18 protein-coding genes are annotated in these 19392 nt (G+C 71.8%); 13 read left to right on the forward strand and 5 right to left on the reverse strand.

Translation table 11 applies throughout. The features are described 5' to 3' along the window. Positions 1–109 precede the first annotated feature (109 nt). The 3 genes from ACTMVF_RS20225 to glmS all read left to right on the forward strand — a co-directional run bounded on the left by ACTMVF_RS20225 (position 110) and on the right by glmS (position 4034). Positions 110–1126: an ATP-binding cassette domain-containing protein gene (locus tag ACTMVF_RS20225; RefSeq protein ID WP_441272472.1), complete on the forward strand. Its 1017-nt coding sequence runs from the start codon at positions 110–112 to the stop codon at positions 1124–1126. After that, positions 1123–1938 carry an ABC transporter permease gene (locus ACTMVF_RS20230; RefSeq protein ID WP_441272473.1) on the forward strand — a complete coding sequence of 272 codons (816 nt, stop codon included), beginning with the start codon at positions 1123–1125 and terminating at the stop codon, positions 1936–1938. The genes ACTMVF_RS20225 and ACTMVF_RS20230 overlap by 4 nt, the downstream gene beginning before the upstream one ends. 248 nt (positions 1939–2186) lie before the next feature. Further along, a complete protein-coding gene (gene glmS / locus ACTMVF_RS20235) occupies positions 2187–4034 on the forward strand; it encodes a glutamine--fructose-6-phosphate transaminase (isomerizing) (RefSeq protein ID WP_441272474.1) in 1848 nt (615 codons plus the stop codon). A gap of 330 nt (positions 4035–4364) precedes the next feature. Here glmS and ACTMVF_RS20240 read toward each other — a convergent pair whose 3' ends face one another. Further along, positions 4365–5549: an FAD-dependent monooxygenase gene (locus tag ACTMVF_RS20240; RefSeq protein ID WP_441272475.1), complete on the reverse strand. Its 1185-nt coding sequence runs from the start codon at positions 5547–5549 to the stop codon at positions 4365–4367. A gap of 45 nt (positions 5550–5594) precedes the next feature. Further along, a complete protein-coding gene (locus ACTMVF_RS20245) occupies positions 5595–7031 on the reverse strand; it encodes an NAD(P)H-hydrate dehydratase (RefSeq protein ID WP_441272476.1) in 1437 nt (478 codons plus the stop codon). Between the two features lie 145 nt (positions 7032–7176). Between ACTMVF_RS20245 and ACTMVF_RS20250 the strand changes: the two genes are divergently transcribed. Then, entirely contained in the window at positions 7177–8322 is a 1146-nt protein-coding gene (locus ACTMVF_RS20250) for a hypothetical protein (protein ID WP_441272477.1), read from the forward strand. Positions 8323–8365: 43 nt separating this feature from the next. Here the strand turns inward: ACTMVF_RS20250 and ACTMVF_RS20255 are convergent, their stop codons facing one another. Then, the gene (locus ACTMVF_RS20255; RefSeq protein WP_441272478.1) at positions 8366–8737 is read right to left on the reverse strand and encodes a holo-ACP synthase; all 372 of its coding nucleotides are present in this window, start codon (positions 8735–8737) and stop codon (positions 8366–8368) included. A 116-nt stretch (positions 8738–8853) separates the two neighbouring features. Here ACTMVF_RS20255 and ACTMVF_RS20260 point away from each other — a divergent pair, with 116 nt between their 5' ends. The 5 genes from ACTMVF_RS20260 (at position 8854) to ACTMVF_RS20280 (ending at position 13454) form a co-directional block, all read left to right on the forward strand. Further along, positions 8854–9972, forward strand: coding sequence for a L,D-transpeptidase family protein (locus tag ACTMVF_RS20260; RefSeq protein ID WP_441272479.1), 1119 nt, complete (start codon positions 8854–8856; stop codon positions 9970–9972). Between the two features lie 83 nt (positions 9973–10055). Further along, the gene (alr, locus tag ACTMVF_RS20265; protein ID WP_441272480.1) at positions 10056–11222 is read left to right on the forward strand and encodes an alanine racemase; all 1167 of its coding nucleotides are present in this window, start codon (positions 10056–10058) and stop codon (positions 11220–11222) included. A 177-nt stretch (positions 11223–11399) separates the two neighbouring features. Then, a complete protein-coding gene (locus ACTMVF_RS20270; RefSeq protein ID WP_441272481.1) occupies positions 11400–12641 on the forward strand; it encodes an alpha/beta fold hydrolase in 1242 nt (413 codons plus the stop codon). Continuing rightward, a complete protein-coding gene (gene tsaE, locus ACTMVF_RS20275) occupies positions 12607–13119 on the forward strand; it encodes a tRNA (adenosine(37)-N6)-threonylcarbamoyltransferase complex ATPase subunit type 1 TsaE (protein ID WP_441272482.1) in 513 nt (170 codons plus the stop codon). The genes ACTMVF_RS20270 and tsaE overlap by 35 nt, the downstream gene beginning before the upstream one ends. A gap of 161 nt (positions 13120–13280) precedes the next feature. Next, complete coding sequence (locus ACTMVF_RS20280; protein ID WP_441272483.1) at positions 13281–13454, forward strand: hypothetical protein; 174 nt, start codon at positions 13281–13283, stop codon at positions 13452–13454. Between the two features lie 159 nt (positions 13455–13613). On the opposite strand, the gene ACTMVF_RS20285 is transcribed toward ACTMVF_RS20280, so the two are convergent. Further along, complete coding sequence (locus ACTMVF_RS20285) at positions 13614–14168, reverse strand: hypothetical protein (RefSeq protein ID WP_441272484.1); 555 nt, start codon at positions 14166–14168, stop codon at positions 13614–13616. Positions 14169–14283: 115 nt separating this feature from the next. Here ACTMVF_RS20285 and tsaB point away from each other — a divergent pair, with 115 nt between their 5' ends. Genes tsaB through ACTMVF_RS20305 form a run of 4 tightly spaced genes read left to right on the forward strand, consistent with a single transcriptional unit; the run spans position 14284 to position 16889 of the window. Next, positions 14284–14940, forward strand: a complete 657-nt coding sequence (gene tsaB / locus ACTMVF_RS20290; protein WP_441272485.1) for a tRNA (adenosine(37)-N6)-threonylcarbamoyltransferase complex dimerization subunit type 1 TsaB — start codon at positions 14284–14286, stop codon at positions 14938–14940. A 56-nt stretch (positions 14941–14996) separates the two neighbouring features. Beyond that, the gene (rimI, locus tag ACTMVF_RS20295; protein WP_441272800.1) at positions 14997–15494 is read left to right on the forward strand and encodes a ribosomal protein S18-alanine N-acetyltransferase; all 498 of its coding nucleotides are present in this window, start codon (positions 14997–14999) and stop codon (positions 15492–15494) included. Next, positions 15487–16635, forward strand: a complete 1149-nt coding sequence (gene tsaD, locus ACTMVF_RS20300; RefSeq protein ID WP_441272486.1) for a tRNA (adenosine(37)-N6)-threonylcarbamoyltransferase complex transferase subunit TsaD — start codon at positions 15487–15489, stop codon at positions 16633–16635. The genes rimI and tsaD overlap by 8 nt, the downstream gene beginning before the upstream one ends. Further along, the gene (locus tag ACTMVF_RS20305) at positions 16632–16889 is read left to right on the forward strand and encodes a hypothetical protein (protein ID WP_441272487.1); all 258 of its coding nucleotides are present in this window, start codon (positions 16632–16634) and stop codon (positions 16887–16889) included. Before tsaD ends, ACTMVF_RS20305 begins: the two co-directional genes overlap by 4 nt. A gap of 176 nt (positions 16890–17065) precedes the next feature. On the opposite strand, the gene ACTMVF_RS20310 is transcribed toward ACTMVF_RS20305, so the two are convergent. After that, complete coding sequence (locus tag ACTMVF_RS20310; RefSeq protein ID WP_441272488.1) at positions 17066–19384, reverse strand: glycoside hydrolase family 3 N-terminal domain-containing protein; 2319 nt, start codon at positions 19382–19384, stop codon at positions 17066–17068. Between the last annotated feature and the right edge of the window lie 8 nt (positions 19385–19392).

The raw sequence follows: 19392 nt of genomic DNA on the forward strand, positions 1-19392 counted from the left end.
TTTCTGGAGGAAACGGGACAAGGAGGGGAATGTCAGTGGTGTGGGTCACAGTTGTGGGAGAGGTGGGCCCGGGCCGGGGTCCGCTGAGCCGAACCCCGAGGGGTGACCCATGACGTATGCGATAGAGGCGGAAGGTCTGGTCAAACGGTTCAAGGAGACCGAGGCGCTGGCCGGTGTCGATCTCGGGGCCCGCAAGGGCTCGGTGCTCGGGCTGCTGGGACCCAACGGGGCGGGGAAGACGACGGCGGTGCGGATCTTCGCGACGCTGCTGAGGCCCGATGGGGGCAGGGCGCGGGTCGCCGGGCACGACGTGGTCCGGGAGGCCGGGGTCGTACGCGCCATGGTGGGGCTGACCGGGCAGTACGCGGCGGTGGACGAGAACCTGACCGGTACGGAGAACCTGCTGCTCATCGGCCGGCTGCTCGGTCTGCCGAGGCGGGAGGCCCGGGCGCGGGCGGCTGAGCTGCTGGAGCGGTTTCAGCTGGCGGACGCGGCCGGGCGGGCCGTGAAGACCTTCTCCGGAGGCATGCGCAGGCGGCTGGATCTCGCGGCCAGTCTCGTCGGCCGGCCCAGCATCCTCTTCCTCGACGAGCCGACCACCGGCCTTGATCCGCACAGCCGCGGTGAGCTGTGGGACCTGCTGCGGGGCCTGGTCGCGGACGGTGCGACGGCCCTGCTGACCACGCAGTATCTGAACGAGGCCGATGTGCTCGCCGACGACATCGTGGTGATCGACAAGGGCCGGGTGATCGCCGAGGGCACCCCGGATCAGCTGAAGTCGCAGGTCGGAGGGCAGGTGCTGGAGCTGCGGCCGGTGGCGGGGCAGGACCTCGCGCGGGCGCATGCGCTAGTGGCGGGGGCCGCCGGACCGGAGGCGCGGATCGAGGGCGAGACGATCACCGCGCCAGTGAAGGACCCCGAGCTGATGCCGGCCGTCGTACGCACGCTCGACCGCGAGGGGATAGCGGTCGGTGAGCTTGCCCTGCGCCGCTCTTCGCTCGACGAGGTCTTCCTCGCCCTGACCGGCCACCGCGCCGAACCCGGCGCGCCCGAGGGAAACGGCGGCGCGGCCGTCCGGGACGGCGGCGAGGACGCCGAGCTGCAGAAGGCGGTGATGCGGCCATGACCGCCACCAGCACGACCATCACGGCACCGGTCACCGAGTCGGGCCGGGTGCGGCCGCTGGACGGGCTGCGGCAGACCTTCACGATGGCCTGGCGGAGCCTGGTCGCGGTCAAGCACAACCCGCTGGAGCTGGTCGACTACAGCATCACGCCCATCATGTTCGTGTTCCTCTTCACGTATGTGCTGGGCGGGCAGATGGCCGGAACACCGGAGGCCTATCTGAAGTACGCGCTGCCCGGGATCATCGTGCAGAACACCCTGTTCATGACGATGTACACGGCGATGGCGCTCAACACCGACCTCACCAAGGGTGTCTTCGACCGGCTGCGCAGCCTGCCGATAGCCCGCTCCGCCCCGCTCATCGGCCGGATCACCGCGGATCTCGCCAAGCATGTGTGGGCACTGCTGTTGATGATCGGCCTCGGGCTGCTGCTCGGTTTCCGGGTCACGGGCGGGCTCGACGGGTTCCTGCTCGGCACGCTGCTGGTGGTGGTGTTCGCCGCGGCCGTGTCCTGGAGTGCCGTGCTGATCGGGATGCTGGCGGGAGATGCGGAGAAGGTGCAGGCCTTCGCCTTCACGCTCATCTTCCCGATCACCTTCACCAGCAGCGCGTTCGTCATGGTGGACACCATGCCGGGGTGGTTGCAGGCGTGGAGTGACGTCAATCCGGTGACGCATCTGTCCGACGCGTTCCGGGGGTTGCTGCTGGGCGGGCCGGTCGCGGAGCCGGTGTTGTGGTCGTTGGTGTGGGCCGCGGGGATCGCGCTGGTGTTCTATCCGTTGGCCATGCGGGCTTATCGGGCCAAGACATGAGGCTGCGGCGGTTGATGGGGCGCGGTGCTGATCTCGCCGGAGGCTGCCGTCGCGGTCGTGACGTGCAGGGCTCGCCCCGACTGCCGGGCTCCTTCAGAGGTGCGGCGTCGACGGCCAGGACATGTGTGACGTCGCCGCGGGCTTCGCGGCGGAAGTGGCACCCCGCCGTACCGAAGTGAGGCGGGAATTTCCGAAATCGGGCACGCTACGGCCGTTTCCGGGCGGCGTTCGGTCGTAGGCTGCCGCGCATGTGCGGAATCGTGGGATACGTGGGGTCGCAGTCGGCGCTCGAGATCGTGATGGCCGGACTGAAGCGGCTGGAGTACCGGGGATACGACTCGGCGGGCGTCGCCGTGCCGGCGGACGGGGGGCTGGCTGCCGCGAAGAAGGCGGGCAAGCTCGCGAATCTCGAGAAGGAGCTGACCGAGCGGCCGTTGCCGACGGGGAGCACGGGGATCGGGCATACCCGGTGGGCCACACATGGTGGGCCCACCGATGCCAACGCCCATCCGCACCTCGACAACGCCGGGCGCGTGGCCGTCGTGCACAACGGGATCATCGAGAACTTCGCCGGCCTGCGGGCCGAGTTGGAGGAGCGGGGGCATGAGCTGGGGTCCGAGACCGACACCGAGGTGGTCGCCCATCTGCTCGCCGAGGAGTTCTCGGTGACCGCCGACCTCGCCGAGGCCATGCGGCTCGTGTGCCGGCGGTTGGAAGGGGCCTTCACGCTGGTCGCGGTGCATGCCGACGAACCTGATGTGGTCGTCGGCGCGCGACGGAACTCGCCGCTCGTGGTGGGCGTTGGGGAGGGTGAGGCCTTTCTCGCCTCGGACGTCGCCGCGTTCATCGCCCACACGCGGTCGGCGATCGAGCTGGGTCAGGACCAGGTGGTGGAGCTGCGGCGGGACGGGGTGACCGTCACCGGGTTCGACGGGCGGCCGGCGGATGTGCGGTCGTATCGCGTCGACTGGGATGCCGCCGCCGCGGAAAAGGGGGGCTATGACTACTTCATGCTCAAGGAGATCGCCGAGCAGCCCAAGGCGGTCGCCGATACGTTGCTGGGGCGCATCGACGCCGTCGGCTCACTGACGCTGGACGAGGTCCGGATCAGCGCCTCCGAGCTGCGGGAAGTCGACAAGATCGTCATCGTCGCCTGCGGTACGGCCTTCCACGCCGGGTTGATCGCCAAGTACGCCATTGAGCACTGGACGCGGATTCCGTGCGAGGTGGAGTTGGCCAGTGAGTTCCGGTACCGGGATCCGATCCTCGATCAGCAGACGCTCGTCATCGCCATCTCCCAGTCCGGCGAGACCATGGACACGCTCATGGCGCTACGGCATGCCCGTGAGCAGGGGGCCCGGGTACTGGCGATCTGCAACACCAACGGGTCGACGATTCCGCGGGAGTCGGATGCGGTGCTGTACACGCACGCCGGGCCGGAGGTCGCGGTCGCTTCGACGAAGGCGTTTCTCACGCAGCTCGTGGCCTGCTATCTCGTCGCGCTGTATCTGGGGCAGGTGCGGGGCACCAAGTGGGGGGACGAGATCCACGCGGTGATCCGGGACCTGTCGCAGATCTCCGGTGAGGTCGAGCGGGTGCTGGAGACCATGGAGCCGGTGCGGGAGCTGGCGCGGAGCCTGGCCCACAAGAACACGGTGCTGTTCCTCGGTCGGCACGTGGGGTATCCGGTGGCGCTGGAAGGTGCGCTCAAGCTGAAGGAACTCGCCTATATGCACGCCGAGGGGTTCGCGGCGGGGGAGTTGAAGCACGGGCCGATCGCCTTGATCGAGGACGATCTGCCCGTGGTCGTGGTGGTGCCCTCGCCGCGGGGGCGGTCGGTCCTGCACGACAAGATCGTGTCCAACATCCAGGAGATTCGGGCTCGGGGGGCGCGGACGATCGTGATCGCGGAGGAGGGGGACGAAGCGGTGGTGCCGTACGCGGATCACCTGATCTGGATTCCGGCTACGCCGACCTTGCTTCAGCCGCTCGTGGCTACGGTGCCGCTTCAGGTCTTCGCGTGCGAGCTGGCCACCGCCCGGGGGAACGAGGTGGATCAGCCTCGGAACCTGGCGAAGTCGGTGACGGTGGAGTAGTCGGCCTCTACGCCGTCGAGGAAGGCCGCGAAGGCCCCGGTTGGGAAGGTGAGGGGTGCCCTGGCCGGGCTGCGTGGCATCCCGGTCTCGCCGTCGGTGCGTGAGCGGGTCAGGGCTTGCTCCGGCCTCGATCTGCTCGACACCTGGTTCAAGCGGGCGCTCCACGTCGAAAACGCGGAGGACCTGTTCGTTGGCGACCGAACCCGACAAGCGGGCGCCCTAATCTCTTCGTCTGGCGGGGGATTGGGGTGCCGGAATCGGTCAGGCGCAGGCTGTGGGAGACCGAAGACCTGTCTCAGCTGCGGCAATGGCGTGATCGTGCTTACGAGATCACCGATCCGGGGGACCTGTTCCGCGAGGCTCCTCCCGCCACGCCGCCGCCTGCGGCATGAACCTGTGCTCGGCCGCATGCGCCGCCATACGCGCGTTCCGAGCCTCGGCCTCCGGCCCGTCCGGCACATGAAACTCACCGCCCGCCCGTGCGGAACGGGCCTGCATGCCCGTCGCCCCCGCCCGCCGTCGCCGGACGTAGCGGTCCAGGGCCTCGGGTACGTCGGCCGGTATCACGCCCGTCATGACGTCGCCCAGTACCGCCGCGTCCAGGATCGCCTGGGCCGCCCCCTGCGCCTGGAACGGGACCATCGCGTGGGCGCTGTCGCCGAGCAGGGTCACGCGGCCCAGGCTCCAGCGCTCCAGCGGGGTGCGAGTGAAGATGCCGTAGCGGAAGACCTGGCCCGCGCGTTCGAGGACGCTCAGGACGCGGGGGTCCCAGCCGGCGAACTCGCGCAGTTGTTCTCCGGGATCTGCCTTCGCCGTCCACGACTCCTGGGCCAGTTCCGCCGTGCTGAACACGGCCACCACGTTGAGCAGTTCACCGCGCCGCACCCAGTAGTGCACGAAGTGGCGGTCCGGGCCGAGCCAGACGGCGAGTGGAGGGAGGCCCAAGCCGGCCACGTCGCCGGCCGGAAGCAGGGCCCGGTAGGCCGCCGTTCCCGAGAACACCGCCTCGTCCTTGCCGAAGAGCCACTGGCGGGCGGTGGACCGGATGCCGTCCGCCGCGACCACGAGGTCCGCGGTCAGACGTTCGCCGGTCGCCGTCATCACCTGGGCGTAGCCGTCGTCCTGGCCGACCGCGACGACCGTCGTGTTCAGGCGTACCGCCTCCCGCGGCACCGCGGCGGCCAAGGCGCCGTGCAGGTCCGCCCGGTGGACCACCAGATACGGCGCCCCGAACTCCTCCTCCGCCTCGCGGCCCAGCGCGTAGCGGCAGATCTCCGAGCCGTCCGACCAGGTGTGGAAGCTGACGTGGGCGGGGCGGGCGGCCAGGGCGGCGACCGCGTCCAGCACGTCCAGCCGGCGTAACTCCCGCGTGGCGTTGGGGGCGAGCTGGATTCCGGCGCCCACCTCGGTGAAGCGCGCCGTCTGCTCGACCAGGGTCACGTCGACGCCCGCGCGGCGCAGGCTCAGTGTCGCGGCCAGTCCGCCGATGCCGGCTCCGACCACGATCGCCCTCATGGGGCGGCGCCCGGTGAGACAGGCCGCCGCCGCGTCAACGTCTTGTCAGCCCCGTACATCCCGCCAAGCTCCCGGAATCCCCTCGGCCACGTCATGCGCCCCCACCGGCGCCCCGTCCGCCGCGAATCTCGCCGAGAGGCCATGGAGATACGCCGCCACGCTCGCAGCGTCCACCGTCGTGAGCCCCGCCGCCAGCAGCGATCCCGCCAATCCGGACAGCACGTCACCGCTCCCGGCAGTGGCCAGCCAGCCGGTTCCGGTCGGGTTGACGCGCACGGCCCCCCTACCGCCGGCGTCCGCCACCAGCGTCGTCGACCCCTTCAACAGCACCGTCGCCGCGTACCGCCCCGCCAACTCCCGTACCGAAGCCAGCCGAGCCCCCTCGACCTCCTCCCGTGCCACCCCGAGCAGTGCCGCCGCCTCCCCGGCGTGCGGGGTCATCAGGGTCGGTGCCGTACGGCCCCGTACCGCCTCCGCGTCCGCCAGCCGCAGCCCGTCCGCGTCGATCAGTACCGGGACGTCCGTCGCCAGCACCTCCGCCACCGTCGCCGCGTCGTCCCCCGCGCCGGGGCCGACGACCCAGGCCTGCACGCGCCCGGCCTTCTTCGGCCCCCGGTCCGACACCAGCGTCTCGGGGAACCGCGCGATCACCGCGTCCCCGGCGGGACCGACGTACCGTACGGCGCCCGCCCCGCCCCGCAACGCCCCCGCCACGGCCAGTACGGCCGCGCCCGGATACCTCGCCGATCCCGCAGCGATGCCGACGACCCCCCGGCGGTACTTGTCCGTCTCCGCCGCCGGCAGCGGCAACAGCCGTGCCACGTCGGCGTGTTGCAGCGCCTCCAGCTCCACCGCGTCGTTCGGCAGCGCCAGACCGATGTCCACCAGCCGCACCACCCCGGCGTACTCCCGCGCCGGATCGATCAGCAGCCCCGGCTTGTGCGTACCGAAGGTGACGGTGAGGTCGGCCCGCAGCGCCGTGCCGCGTACCTCGCCCGTGTCGACGTCCACGCCACTCGGCAGGTCCACGGCGACCACGGCCGCCCTCGACCGGGCCACCGCGCCGGCCAGCGGGGCCGCCTCCGGACGCAGCCCGCCCTTGCCGCCGATCCCGACGATCCCGTCGACGACCAGATGCGCGCGCTCGATCACATCCTCGGCGGCATCGACACCGGTCGTCCTCCCCCCTGCCCGGCGCAGCGCCTCCAGCCCCCCGGCATGCGCCCGCTCGGGCGTCAGCAGGATTGCCGTAACTCCCGCCCCGCGCCTGGCCAGTCGGGCCCCGGCGTACAAGGCGTCGCCGCCGTTGTCGCCGCTGCCGACCAGCAGGACGATCCGGCTGCCGTACACCCGGCCCAGCAGATCCGCGCAGGCGGCGGCGAGTCCGGCCGCCGCCCGTTGCATCAGTGCCCCGTCCGGAAGCCGTGCCATCAGCTCCCGTTCGGCCGCCCTTACCGTCTCCACGCTGTACGCACTCCGCATGCGACCGAGTCTCCCGTACCCGGCAAGGCTCGTCGCATCCATTGACGCTTTGCCGTGCCTTTGCCAAACTCACCGGCCCCCACAGGATGAATCGATTCAGTCGAACGGATTCGATGAGATCGGTTCTATTGAGAGGAAGCCCCTCATGGGACGCAGAGCCGCCCTCCTCGCCGCCGCCGGTGCCACCGCCCTCCTCACCGCCGTCGGCACCCTCACCGCCCCCACCCCCGCCGCGGCCGCCGCCTGCGGCGACGGCTCCTACCAGGCCGAGGCCGTCCTCAGCGGCAGCACCTGGACCGCGCGGCGCGGCGGCAGCACCGTCTATACGGGCGGTGACATGCGGGCCGCCGTCCAGGCGGCCGTCAACAGCCTGACCGCCGGGCGTACCGCCAAGGAGCGGGTGGTGGTGCGGGGTTCGGGAGCCATGTCCGCCGGGTCGCGCATCTCCCTGCCCAGCTACACCGTGCTCGACGTCTGCGGCACCATCAACGTCACCGGCAGCGGTTCCGGCGACCAGGCGCCCGTCTACTCGCGCGGCACCCGGGACGTCGAGGTCCAGCACCTGAACCTCACCGGCAGCCCGCTGTACGGCGTCTTCATGCGGAATGTTCAGAACGTGGTGCTCGGGCAGATCGACATGCGTCTGTCCCGCGGACTGGGCGTGCGGATCGACAACCGCGGGGACACCAGCCAGTGGACGCGGAACGTCCGGATCGACAACGTGTATGTCTCCGGGGCCTCCAGCCACGCTGTGGAGACGTACGGCGTCGACGGCATCACCATCGGGACGGTGACCGCGCGCAACGTGGGCGAGTCGGGTCTGCTGCTCAACCAGACGATCAATGCCACCGTCACCAAGGTCGACGCCGAGAACGCGGGGACGGGCACCGGGTACGCCGCCTTCCGCATGGCCAACCGGAACGGGCGGGTGGGGAGTTCGTACCCGACCAACATCCGGGTGGGCGAGGTCGTCGCGCGTGGCGGCGGGCGTGGTGTGTTCTGCGTGTCCGAGAGCGGCGGGGCCGTCATCGACCGGGTCACCCTCTCCAACACCGGCAACAACTCGGTCCTGATCGAGAACTGCTACAACGTCAGCCTCGCCGCCCAGAGCGGCACGATCACGGGGGGTGGTGAGCTTCGGTTGGCGGCGCGGTCCGAGTTCCCGAACAACCGGGACATCACCGTCCAGAACCTGACCGTGACCAACTCGGCCATCAGGGAGAGCCCTTGCGGTGAGAACACCACGTTCCGGAACATCACCCGTGTGAACACCAGCCAGTCGATCTGCTGACCGCCGCGTGCGTGGTGGCGGAGGCTCGGCCCGTGCCGGTGGCTCAGCCCTCCGCCACCACCACCGCCGACGCCACTCCGGCGTCATGGCTCAGCGACACGTGCCAGGACCGCACGCCCAGTTCGGCCGCCCGTGCCGCCACCGTTCCCGTCACCCGCAGGCGCGGCCGGCCGCTGTCCTCGACGAAGACCTCGGCGTCCGTCCAGAGCAGGCCCGAGGGTGCGCCCAGTGCCTTGGCGAGGGCCTCCTTCGCGGCGAAGCGGGCGGCGAGCGAGGCGATGCCCCGGCGTTCGCCGCTGGGCAGCAGCAACTCGCTCTCCAGGAACAGCCGATCGGCCAGCCCGGGCGTGCGTTGCAGCGCCGCCTCGAATCTGTCGATCTCGGCCACGTCGATACCGACCCCGATGATGCTCATGCCGAGCACCCTACGATCGGCGTCCCGTTCGCCGATGCCGGGCTCCCGCTCCTCGTTAGGGTGACGCCGCCGCGCGGCACCTGCCGCCCGGCAGGCCCTCACGCTTCCCTGTGCGCATGATCAGCGGACGTATCGCATGTCGGAGCCTGGCCGTAGTGCTCGCGGCGGCCACCCTGCTGCCCGTGGGCAGCGCCTCGGCCGACCCCGTCCCCCCGGACTCCGGACCGCAGGCCGAACTCGCGCCGCAGGATTCCGGACCGCAGACCGAACCGGTGCCGCAGGATCCCGAGCCACAGGCCGGCTCTGTCTCCCGGGACGCCGAGCCGCAGACCGGCCCCGATTCCCGGAACGCCGAGCCGCAGGCCGACCCCGTCTCCCCGGACTCCGAGCCGCAGGCCGAGCTCGTGCCCCCGGACTCCGCAGCACAGGCCGACCCCGTCCCCTCGGACTCCGGACCGCCGCACGACCTCGTGCCCGGAATGCCCCTGGGCCTCCCCCCGCTCTGGCAGACGGACACGCCCGACCAGGCGCTGGCGCCGGAGGTGTACACGCCCACCGCCGAGGAGGACGCCGTCGAGCCGGAGGACGCGCCGCGGGAGGCGTACGACAGCGTGGAGTACGTCGATCCCATCGACGCCCTCGGGGGCGTGAAGTGCAGCGAGGAGACGGGCCCGCGGCAGCGGCAGGTCGAGCGGTGGCTGAAGCTGCCGGTGGACGGGGAGCAGTCGGCCGCCGACTGCCGGACCATCCGCGCCTTTCAGAAAAAGCACGGCATCAAGCCCGCCATCGGCTTCGCCGGGCCTCTGACCTGGTCCACCATGCAGCTCGTCGACGCCCGGAAGAACCCGAACGCCGCCAAGAAGTGCCCGGTGCGGGCGTACCGGGTCGCCTGTGTCGACCTCGACCGGCAGCTGACCTGGGTGCAGCACGGCAAGAAGGTCGTGTTCGGGCCCGCGCCCATCCGGAGCGGACGGGAGGGGTACGGGACGCGCACCGGGTGGCACACGGTCTACTGGCGGCACAAGAACCACGTGTCGTCGCTGTACAAGAGCCGCATGCCCTACTCCCAGTTCTTCAACGGGGGCCAGGCCTTCCACGGCGTCTACGGCAACATCTTCAGCCCCGTCGGCTCGATGGGCTGCGTCAACATGCGCCTGGACGAGGCCCGGCGGCTGTGGCGCGTGCTGAAGCAGAACGACCGGGTGTACGTGTGGGGGCACCGGCAGGAGGCGTAAGTCCGCCGGCCGGGACCGGTGGCCACGGGTGGGGGTCCCGGCTCGGCGGTGTTGTCGGACCCCTCTGAGACACTGGGGGCGCGATGACAGAAACAGCAGCCCTGCGGACCGCGCCCCTGCGTGCCCGCGCCGAGATCGATCTGGCCGCCCTGCGGGCCAATGTGCGGACCCTGCGCGCCCACGCGCCGGGCGCGGCCCTGATGGCCGTCGTGAAGTCGGACGCGTACGGCCACGGGGCGGTGCGGTGTGCCCGCGCGGCCGTCGAGGCGGGCGCCGCCTGGCTCGGTACGGCCACGCCCGAGGAGGCCCTCGTGCTGCGGGCCGCCGGGCTGGACGACGTACGGATCATGTGCTGGCTGTGGACGCCGGGCGGACCCTGGCGCGAGGCCATCGAGGCCGACCTCGACGTCTCCGTGAGCGGGATGTGGGCCCTGCGGGAGGTCACCGACGCCGCCCGGCAGGCCGGCGCCCCCGCGCGCGTGCAGCTCAAGGCCGACACCGGGCTCGGGCGGGGCGGCTGCCAGCCCGGGGACGACTGGGCCGAGCTCGTGCGTGACGCCCTGCGGGCCGAGGCCGAGGGGCTGGTCCGGATCACCGGGCTCTGGTCGCACTTCGCCTGCGCCGACGAACCGGGCCATCCGTCCATCACCGCCCAGCTCTCCCGGTTCCGGGAGATGGTCGCCTACGCCGAGGCACAGGGCGTGCGCCCCGAGGTGCGGCACATCGCCAACTCACCCGCCACGCTCACCGTCCCCGACAGCCACTTCGACCTGGTGCGCACCGGCATCGCGACCTACGGCATCTCGCCCAGCCCCGAGCTGGGCAGCCCCGCCGACTTCGGGCTGCGGCCCGTGATGACCCTTTCGGCGTCCCTCGCGCTGGTGAAGCACGTGCCGGGGGGCCACGGCGTCAGCTACGGGCATCACTACATCACCCCGGGCGAGACCACCCTCGGCCTCGTCCCCCTCGGCTACGCCGACGGCATCCCGCGGCACGCCTCGGGCGCCGGGCCCGTCCTGGTCGGTGGCAAATGGCGGACGGTCGCCGGACGCATCGCGATGGACCAGTTCGTCGTCGATCTGGGCGGGGACGAGCCCGAGCCGGGCGCGCAGGCCGTGCTGTTCGGACCCGGGGACCGCGGTGAGCCCACCGCCGAGGACTGGGCACAGGCCGCGGGAACCATCGCCTACGAAATCGTCACCCGGATCGGAACGCGCGTTCCACGCGTCTATAGAAATGCGTCCATGTGATGCGGTCACCTGATGCGGCCACCTGATGCGTCCATGTGATGCGTCTATCCGAATGCATCTAGGTGAATGAGGAACAAGACGGGTAACCCGTAGCGGAACAGCCCTTCGGACAACACCCGCACCATCCAGCACCTACGTCACACCGGCACCACCCGACCCAGCGAAGAGGAGCGGTACGTGAGCGAGAGCAGCGCGGAGGTCGTCGCGGCCGTCGCCTCCGCCACGGGGGCGGCCGCGAACTGGCGCAGGGCCACAGGCATCGCCGGTGCGGCGATAGGCGTGATCGCGGCGGGCGCGGCCGCGGGCGTCGCCATAGAGCGGATGACGGTGGGCCGGGGCATGCGGCAGAAGGCCCGCCTCGCCCTCGACTCGGCGGGGCCGTACGGCTCGCTGCGCGGCATGCCCGGCAAGGCGTACGCCGACGACGGCACCGAGCTGTACTACGAGGTCGACGACCTCGACCCCGAGGCCGCTCCCGCCCTCACCCCGCGCCGACGACGGCTCTTCGGGCGCAAGTCCCCCGCCCCCGTCACCGTCGTCTTCAGCCACGGCTACTGCCTCAGCCAGGACTCCTGGCACTTCCAGCGCGCCGCGCTCAGGGGCGTCGTCCGCACCGTGCACTGGGACCAGCGCAGCCACGGCCGGTCCGGGCGGGGTGTGGCCCAGGTCGAGGACGGGGTGCCGGTCGACATCGAGCAGCTCGGGCGCGACCTGAAGGCCGTCATCGACGCCGCCGTGCCCGAGGGGCCGATCGTGCTGGTCGGCCACTCCATGGGCGGGATGACGGTGATGGCGCTGGCCGACCAGTACCCGGAGCTGATCCGCGACCGGGTCGTCGCCACCGCCTTCGTCGGTACGTCGTCCGGGCGGCTCGGCGAGGTCAACTTCGGACTGCCCGTCGCCGGTGTGAATGCGGTACGCCGGGTGTTGCCGGGCGTGCTCAAGGCGCTGGGGCAGCGGGCCGAGCTGGTGGAGAAGGGGCGCCGGGCCACCGCCGACCTGTTCGCGGGGATCATCAAGCGGTACTCGTTCTCGTCGCGGGACGTCGACCCGGCCGTCGCCCGGTTCGCCGAGCGGATGATCGAGGGGACGCCGATCGACGTGGTCGCGGAGTTCTACCCGGCCTTCACCGACCACGACAAGACCGCGGCGCTCGCCCTCTTCACGGAGATGCCCGTGCTCGTCCTCGCCGGTGTGGGCGACCTCGTCACGCCCAGTGAGCACAGCGAGGCGATCGCCGATCTGCTGCCGGACGCCGAGCTGGTGCTGGTCCCGGACGCCGGGCACCTGGTGATGCTGGAGCACCCCGAGGTGGTCACCGACCGCCTGGCCGACCTGCTCACCCGCTCGGGTGCCGTGCCCGCAGGGGCTACCGTAAGTGGCTATGGAAGCACCAGCAGCACCGCACAACGCGGGTGACCTCGAGCTGACCGTCACTTCTCCCGACCAGATGCGGGAACTGGGCCGCCGCCTCGCCAAGCTGCTGCGCGCCGGCGACCTCCTGATGCTCAGCGGGGAGCTCGGCGCGGGCAAGACGACGCTGACCCGGGGGCTCGGCGAGGGGATGGGGGTGCGGGGAGCGGTCACGTCCCCGACCTTCGTGATCGCCCGCGTGCACCCCTCCCTCGCCGACGGTCCGCCGCTCGTCCACGTGGACGCCTACCGGCTGTCCGGCGGCCTGGACGAGATGGAGGACCTCGACCTCGATGTCTCGCTGCCCGAGTCGGTGATCGTCGTGGAGTGGGGCGAGGGCAAGGTCGAGGAGCTGACCGAGGAACGGCTGCAGGTCGTGATCCACCGGGCCGTCGGGGACACGACCGACGAGGTTCGGCACGTCACCGTGACGGGGCTCGGCGAGCGCTGGGCGGCGGTGGATCTGAGCGTGCTGTCCGCGTGAGCGGGTGGCGGGCGGGCCGGGTGCGGTGAATGCGCCGAATGAACATTCCGACAAGACGTCGGCAAGATATTGCGTTCGCGGTCTTGCGCGTGGTCACATGGTATCCAGTCCGTAGTTAGGTGTACCTAACTACGTCCGCCCCCGGCCCCAGGAGGCGTCCCATGTCGGCATCGGAGAACAAGGTCCAGCAGCGGCCGCAGGTGGTCGCGGGGGTGTCCATGCGTGATCTGCTGGCGGCCGGAGCGGCTGCGAACGTGATCTCGACCCCGCCGCGGGTGCCCGAGCCGGAGGGGGCGCGGGCGCCGGCTGATCAGGGGCATCGCAAAGCGGCGTAGCTCCGCTGGTCGCGCCGGGGGAAAGTGCCGCGCTGTGTCGTCGGTCGTGTGCTGCGCCGTCGTGGCTGGTCGCGCCCACGCGGCGGAGCCTCATATCCATACAGCCCCGCGCCCCTGAAGGGCGCTCCCGCGCCTTCAGGGCGGTTCGCCCGCCCTGCCTCAGGGGATCACCGCTACCGTTCGGCCGATTGTTGCGAAGTCCCACATCGCGGCTCCGTCCGCGCGGGACTGGCGGATGCCGCCCGTTTTCACGGTCGGGTCGGGCTGGGGGGTCGAGCCGTCGACGGCCGCGCTGAAGCCGATGGTGACGTCGTCCACTTCGCTGAAGCGGACGACGTGCTCGATGGCGGTGCCGTCGGTGCCGGTGACCGCGTTGGAGCGGGACGTGACCGAGTAGACGCCCGGTGCCGGGTCGACCGATCCGGCGGTGACGCGGAACGTGCGCTTGACCGTGTCGCCCTCGCCGACCAGCCACACCCGGTCGTCGTCCAGCGCGTACACGACCCGCACACCCGTACCCGACCCGGCGGGCAGCGCGCCGGGTTCCTCGCCGTCGCGGGGCCCCTTGGCGGCACTCACTTCGGGTGAGCTGCTCGCCCCGGGCCTGGCCAGGTCGGCCGGGACGCTCGCCGAGGCCTGGTAGGCGAGGAAGCCGACGGTCGCGAGGGCGGCCGTGGTGAGCCCCGCCACGAATCCGGAGCTGCTGGTTGCCACCGTCGCCCACCTCGGTCGTTCGCGTCGTACGTCATGATCCAGCCCGACCGTAGCAGCCGTCGGGCGTGCCGCCGGGGCGGCGCTTCCTGGGGCGAGAGCGCCGTAGGCTGTTTGCGTGCTCTTGCTCGCTCTGGATACCGCCACCCCCGCCGTCACCGTCGCGCTGCACGACGGTACGGACGTCATCGCCTCGTCGAGCCAGGTGGACGCGCGCCGACACGGTGAGCTGCTGCTGCCGGCCGTCGACCGCGTCCTCGCCGAGGCCGGCGTGCGGCTCGACGCCGTCACCGGCATCGTCGTAGGCATCGGCCCCGGCCCGTACACCGGGCTGCGCGTCGGCCTGATGACCGCCGACACCTTCGGGATCGCCCTCGGCGTCCCCGTGCACGGTGTGTGCACGCTCGACGGTCTCGCGTACGCCGCCGACATCGAGAAGGGCCCCTTCGTCGTGGCGACCGACGCCCGGCGCAAGGAGGTCTACTGGGCGCGCTACGCCGACTCCCGTACGCGGCTGACCGACCCGGCCGTCGACCGGCCCGCCGACATCGCCGACCAGGTCGCCGGGCTGCCCGCGGTCGGCGCGGGCGCGCTGCTGTACCCCGACACCTTCCCCAGCGCCCACGAGCCCGAGCACGTGTCGGCGGCGGCCCTCGCGGGGCTGGCCGCCGAGAAGCTGGCGGCGGGCGAGGAACTGCCCGCGCCCAGACCGCTGTACCTGCGCCGGCCCGACGCCCAGGTTCCCAAGAACTACAAGGTGGTCACCCCCAAGTGACAGGACAGCCGACCGGACCGCAGGCCGGGCCGCCCGTGACTCCTGTGCTGCGCGAGATGCGCTGGTGGGACATCGACCTGGTGCTGGGCCTGGAGAAGGACCTCTTCCCCGAGGACGCCTGGTCCCGGGGCATGTTCTGGTCCGAGCTGGCCCACTCGCGCGGGCCCGAGGCGACGCGGCACTACGTCGTCGCCGAGGAGGGCGGACGGCTCGTGGGATACGCCGGACTCGCGTCCGCCGGGGACCTGGCCGACATCCAGACCATCGCCGTCGCCCGGGACTACTGGGGGACGGGCCTCGGCGGCCGTCTCCTGACCGAGCTGCTGCGGGCCGCCACCGCCTTCGAGTGCGCCGAAGTGATGCTGGAGTGCCGCGTGGACAACGTCCGCGCGCAGAAGCTCTACGAGCGCTTCGGCTTCGAGGCCATCGGCTTCCGGCGCGGCTACTACCAGCCGGGGAACGTGGACGCCCTGGTGATGAGACTGACCACGAAACCCAACGGCGGCTCCGCCGCGGGTTCAACTTCCGTACAAGGAACCGAGATCAATGGCTGACTCACGCGACGAGCCGCTCGTACTCGGCATCGAGACCTCCTGCGACGAGACCGGCGTCGGCATCGTCCGCGGGACCACCCTGCTCGCCGACGCCATCGCCTCCAGCGTCGACGAGCACGCCCGCTTCGGCGGCGTCGTGCCGGAGGTCGCCTCCCGGGCGCACCTGGAGGCGATGGTCCCGACGATCGACCGTGCGCTGAAGGAAGCGGGGGTCAGCGCGCGGGATCTGGACGGCATCGCCGTCACCGCCGGCCCGGGTCTCGCGGGCGCGCTGCTGGTGGGCGTCTCGGCGGCGAAGGCGTACGCGTACGCGCTGGGCAAGCCGCTCTACGGCGTCAACCACCTCGCCTCCCACATCTGCGTGGACCAGCTGGAGCACGGGGCGCTGCCGGAGCCGACGATGGCGCTGCTGGTGTCCGGCGGGCACAGCTCCTTGCTGCTGTCCTCGGACATCACCTCCGATGTCCGCCCGATGGGCGCGACCATCGACGACGCGGCGGGCGAGGCCTTCGACAAGATCGCCCGCGTGCTGAACCTGGGTTTCCCGGGCGGGCCGGTCATCGACCGGTACGCACGCGAGGGCGACCCGGCGGCGATCGCCTTCCCGCGCGGTCTGACCGGGCCGCGCGACCCGGCGTACGACTTCTCCTTCTCCGGCCTCAAGACGGCGGTCGCCCGCTGGATCGAGGCCAAGCGGGCCGCGGGCGAGGAGGTTCCGGTGCGGGATGTCGCGGCCTCCTTCCAGGAGGCGGTCGTGGACGTGCTGACCCGCAAGGCCGTCCGCGCCTGCAAGGACGAGGGCGTCGACCACCTGATGATCGGCGGTGGCGTGGCGGCCAACTCCCGGCTGCGGGCGCTGGCCCAGGAGCGGTGCGAGGCGGCCGGGATCCGGCTGCGGGTGCCCCGGCCGAAGCTGTGCACGGACAACGGGGCGATGGTGGCGGCGCTGGGTGCGGAGATGGTGGCGCGCAACCGGCCCGCGTCCAGCTGGGACCTGTCGGCGGACTCTTCGCTGCCGGTGACGGATCCTCATGTGCCGGGGAATTTCGGTGACCAGGGTGACGGTCAGGGCGGGGGACAGGGCCACCATCACGGCCACGACCATGTGCACGAGGTCAGCAAGGAGAACCTCTACTCGTGACGGTCACGCTGATGTGGGAGGCGCGGGCGGTGCCCGGGCGGGGGGAGGAACTGCTCGCCTGGGCGCGGGCGCAGGAGCTCGACGCCGAGCCCCTGCGCCGTGAGACCTTCCGCGCTCCCCAGGACCGGGTGCTGGTGATCACGTGGTGGGACGCGGCCTACGACGCCGGGCTCCCCGAACTGCCCGAGCCGGACGCGGACTTGGTCATGCGGGCTGTGCACCGGTGGCGGTTCGAGTCGGTGGGCGTGAGCTGACAGCGGCCTCGAAGTGCCGCACGTCGCTGAACCCCTTGATCCTGGTCGCCTTCAAGAGTGTCGACACGAGCAGGAGGGCGAACAGGATCGTGACGAAGCGCAGACCGCCGGTACTCGGCGGCGAGAACCCGCGGACGACACCCGCCACGGTCCCCCTGGCGCTCTCGGCGCGGAGGTCACGCCACCCCCGACACCTCCGTCCCGCACCGCAGCAGCCGGTCGGGGCCGAGGACCCGGACAGGGCCCGTGAGGTTCAGCCGTGCCGTGTGGCGTACGTCCGCGCTGGACGCGGCCACACGTAGTTCGAGGGCGCCCGGCTCGACCACCCTCCGGCCTGAACGGTCGGTGAACGCCGACAGATCCGTGTGGAAGCGGAAGGTCACCCGCGCTGCCTCGCCGGCCGCCAACTCCACGCGCTGATAGCCGATCAGACGGACGTCGGGCCGGGTCACGGAGGCCACCGGATCGTGCAGATACAGCTGGACCACCTCCGCGCCCGCGCGCTCGCCCGTGTTGCGGACGGTCACGGACACGTCGTACGACCCGTCCGTGCTGATCTCCGTCTCTCCCGGATCCACGGACTCCCACGCGAACGACGTGTACGAGCGCCCGTGCCCGAACGCGTACAGCGGCGTCGGATCCAGGTTGCTGACCTCGCCCGCCAGCCCCAGCGGCGGCTGGAGATACGTCCACGGCTGGCCCCCGGGCACCCTCGGCATGCTCACCGGCAGCCGGCCCGACGGGTTGATCCGGCCCGACAGCACTCCCGCCACCGCCGGACCGCCCTCCTCGCCCGGGAAGAACGCCTGGACCACCGCGGCCAGACGCCCGTGCCAGTGGCCCAGCGCGTACGGGCGGCCGGTGAGCAGGACCAGCACCACCGGGACGCCCGTGGCCACGAGCGCGTCCAGCAGATCTCCCTGCACACCCGGCAGCCGGAGGTCCGTCACATCGCAGCCCTCGCCCGAGGTGCCCCGCCCGAACAGCCCCGCCCGGTCGCCCAGCACCGCCAGGCACACATCCGCCTCCGAGGCCCGCGCCACCGCCTCCTCGAAGCCCGCCGGGTCGGGGTCCAGGACGCCGCAACCCTCGGTGAACGTCACCTTGGCGTCGGGGAGTTCGGCGCGCAGGGCCTCCAGGACCGTCGGGATCTCGATGCCCATCGGCACCTCGGGGTGGTGCGTGAGGACGTGGGAGGGGAAGGAGTAGCAGCCCAGCATCGCCAGGGCGTCCGCCGCGCGCGGGCCCACGACCGCGATACGGGCGTCCGGGGGGAGGGGGAGGACGCCGTCGGGGTTGTCCAGCAGGACCACCGACTCCTCGGCCACTCGGCGGGCCAGGGCGCGGTTCGCGGGGGAGTCCAGGTCGAGGGGTGCCGTCGTCGGCTCCGGGGTCCAGTCCTCGTCCAGGAGGCCCAGTTCGCACTTCTGGAGCAGGACCCGGCGGGCCGCGCGGTCCACCAGTTCCTCCGGGACCTCGCCCGCCCGAACGGCGTCCACCAGCGGCTTGCCGTAGCACTTCAGGGTCGGCAGCTCCACGTCGATGCCGGCTGCCAGCGCCGCGTGCGCCGCCTCGGCCGGTGAACCCGCCACGCGGTGCAGGGTCTCCAGGAACGCGATGCCGAAGTAGTCGGAGACCACGGTGCCCGTGAAACCCCATTGCTCGCGCAGGAGTTCGCTCAGCAGCGCCGGGTCGGCGGAGGCCGGTACCCCGTCCGTCTCGTTGTACGCCGCCATCACCGAGCGTGCCCCGCCCTCGCGCAGCGCCATCTCGAACGGCGGCAGGGTGACGTCCGCGAACTCGCGGATGCCCGCGCGTACGGGCGCGAGGTTGCGGGCGCCCGCCGAGGACGCGTACCCGGCGAAGTGCTTGAGCGTCGCGACGACCCCGGCCGACTCCAGGCCCCGCACATACGCCGCGCCGACCGTGCCGACCAGGTACGGGTCCTCGCCGACGGTCTCCTCGACCCGGCCCCAGCGCGGATCGCGGACGACGTCCAGGACGGGCGCCAGACCCTGGTGGACGCCGACCGAGCGCAGGTCCTCGCCGATGCGCCGACCCATCTCCTCGACGAGCGGCGGGTCGAAGGACGCCCCCCACGCCAGCGGCACCGGGTAGGCGGTGGCCTGCCAGGCCGTGAAGCCGGCCAGGCACTCCTCGTGCGCGACCGCGGGGATGCCGAAGCGGCCGGCGGCGGCGATACGGCGCTGGGCGCGGGCCAGTGCTCGCGCGCCCAGCGCCGGGTCCACGGGGGCGGTGCCGAAGGAGCGGGTGAGCTGGCCGAGGCCGAGGGCGATCAGCTCGTCCCATTCTTCCTCGGCGGAGCCGGCGGTCATGTCGTGCTGGTGCGGGGCGACGCCGTCGCCGTCCGTGGCGGCCCCCACCCACACGCCGTACAGCTGGGCGGTCTTCTCCTGAAGGGTCATCCGGGAGAGGAGGTCGTCGACGCGGGCGGCGGCGGGCAGGGCGGGGTCGCGCCAGGGGGCGGTGGTCATGAATCTCC

Origin of the sequence: Streptomyces sp. SD31 (assembly GCF_052068475.1) — a bacterium.
Taxonomy (GTDB): Bacteria; Actinomycetota; Actinomycetes; order Streptomycetales; family Streptomycetaceae; genus Streptomyces.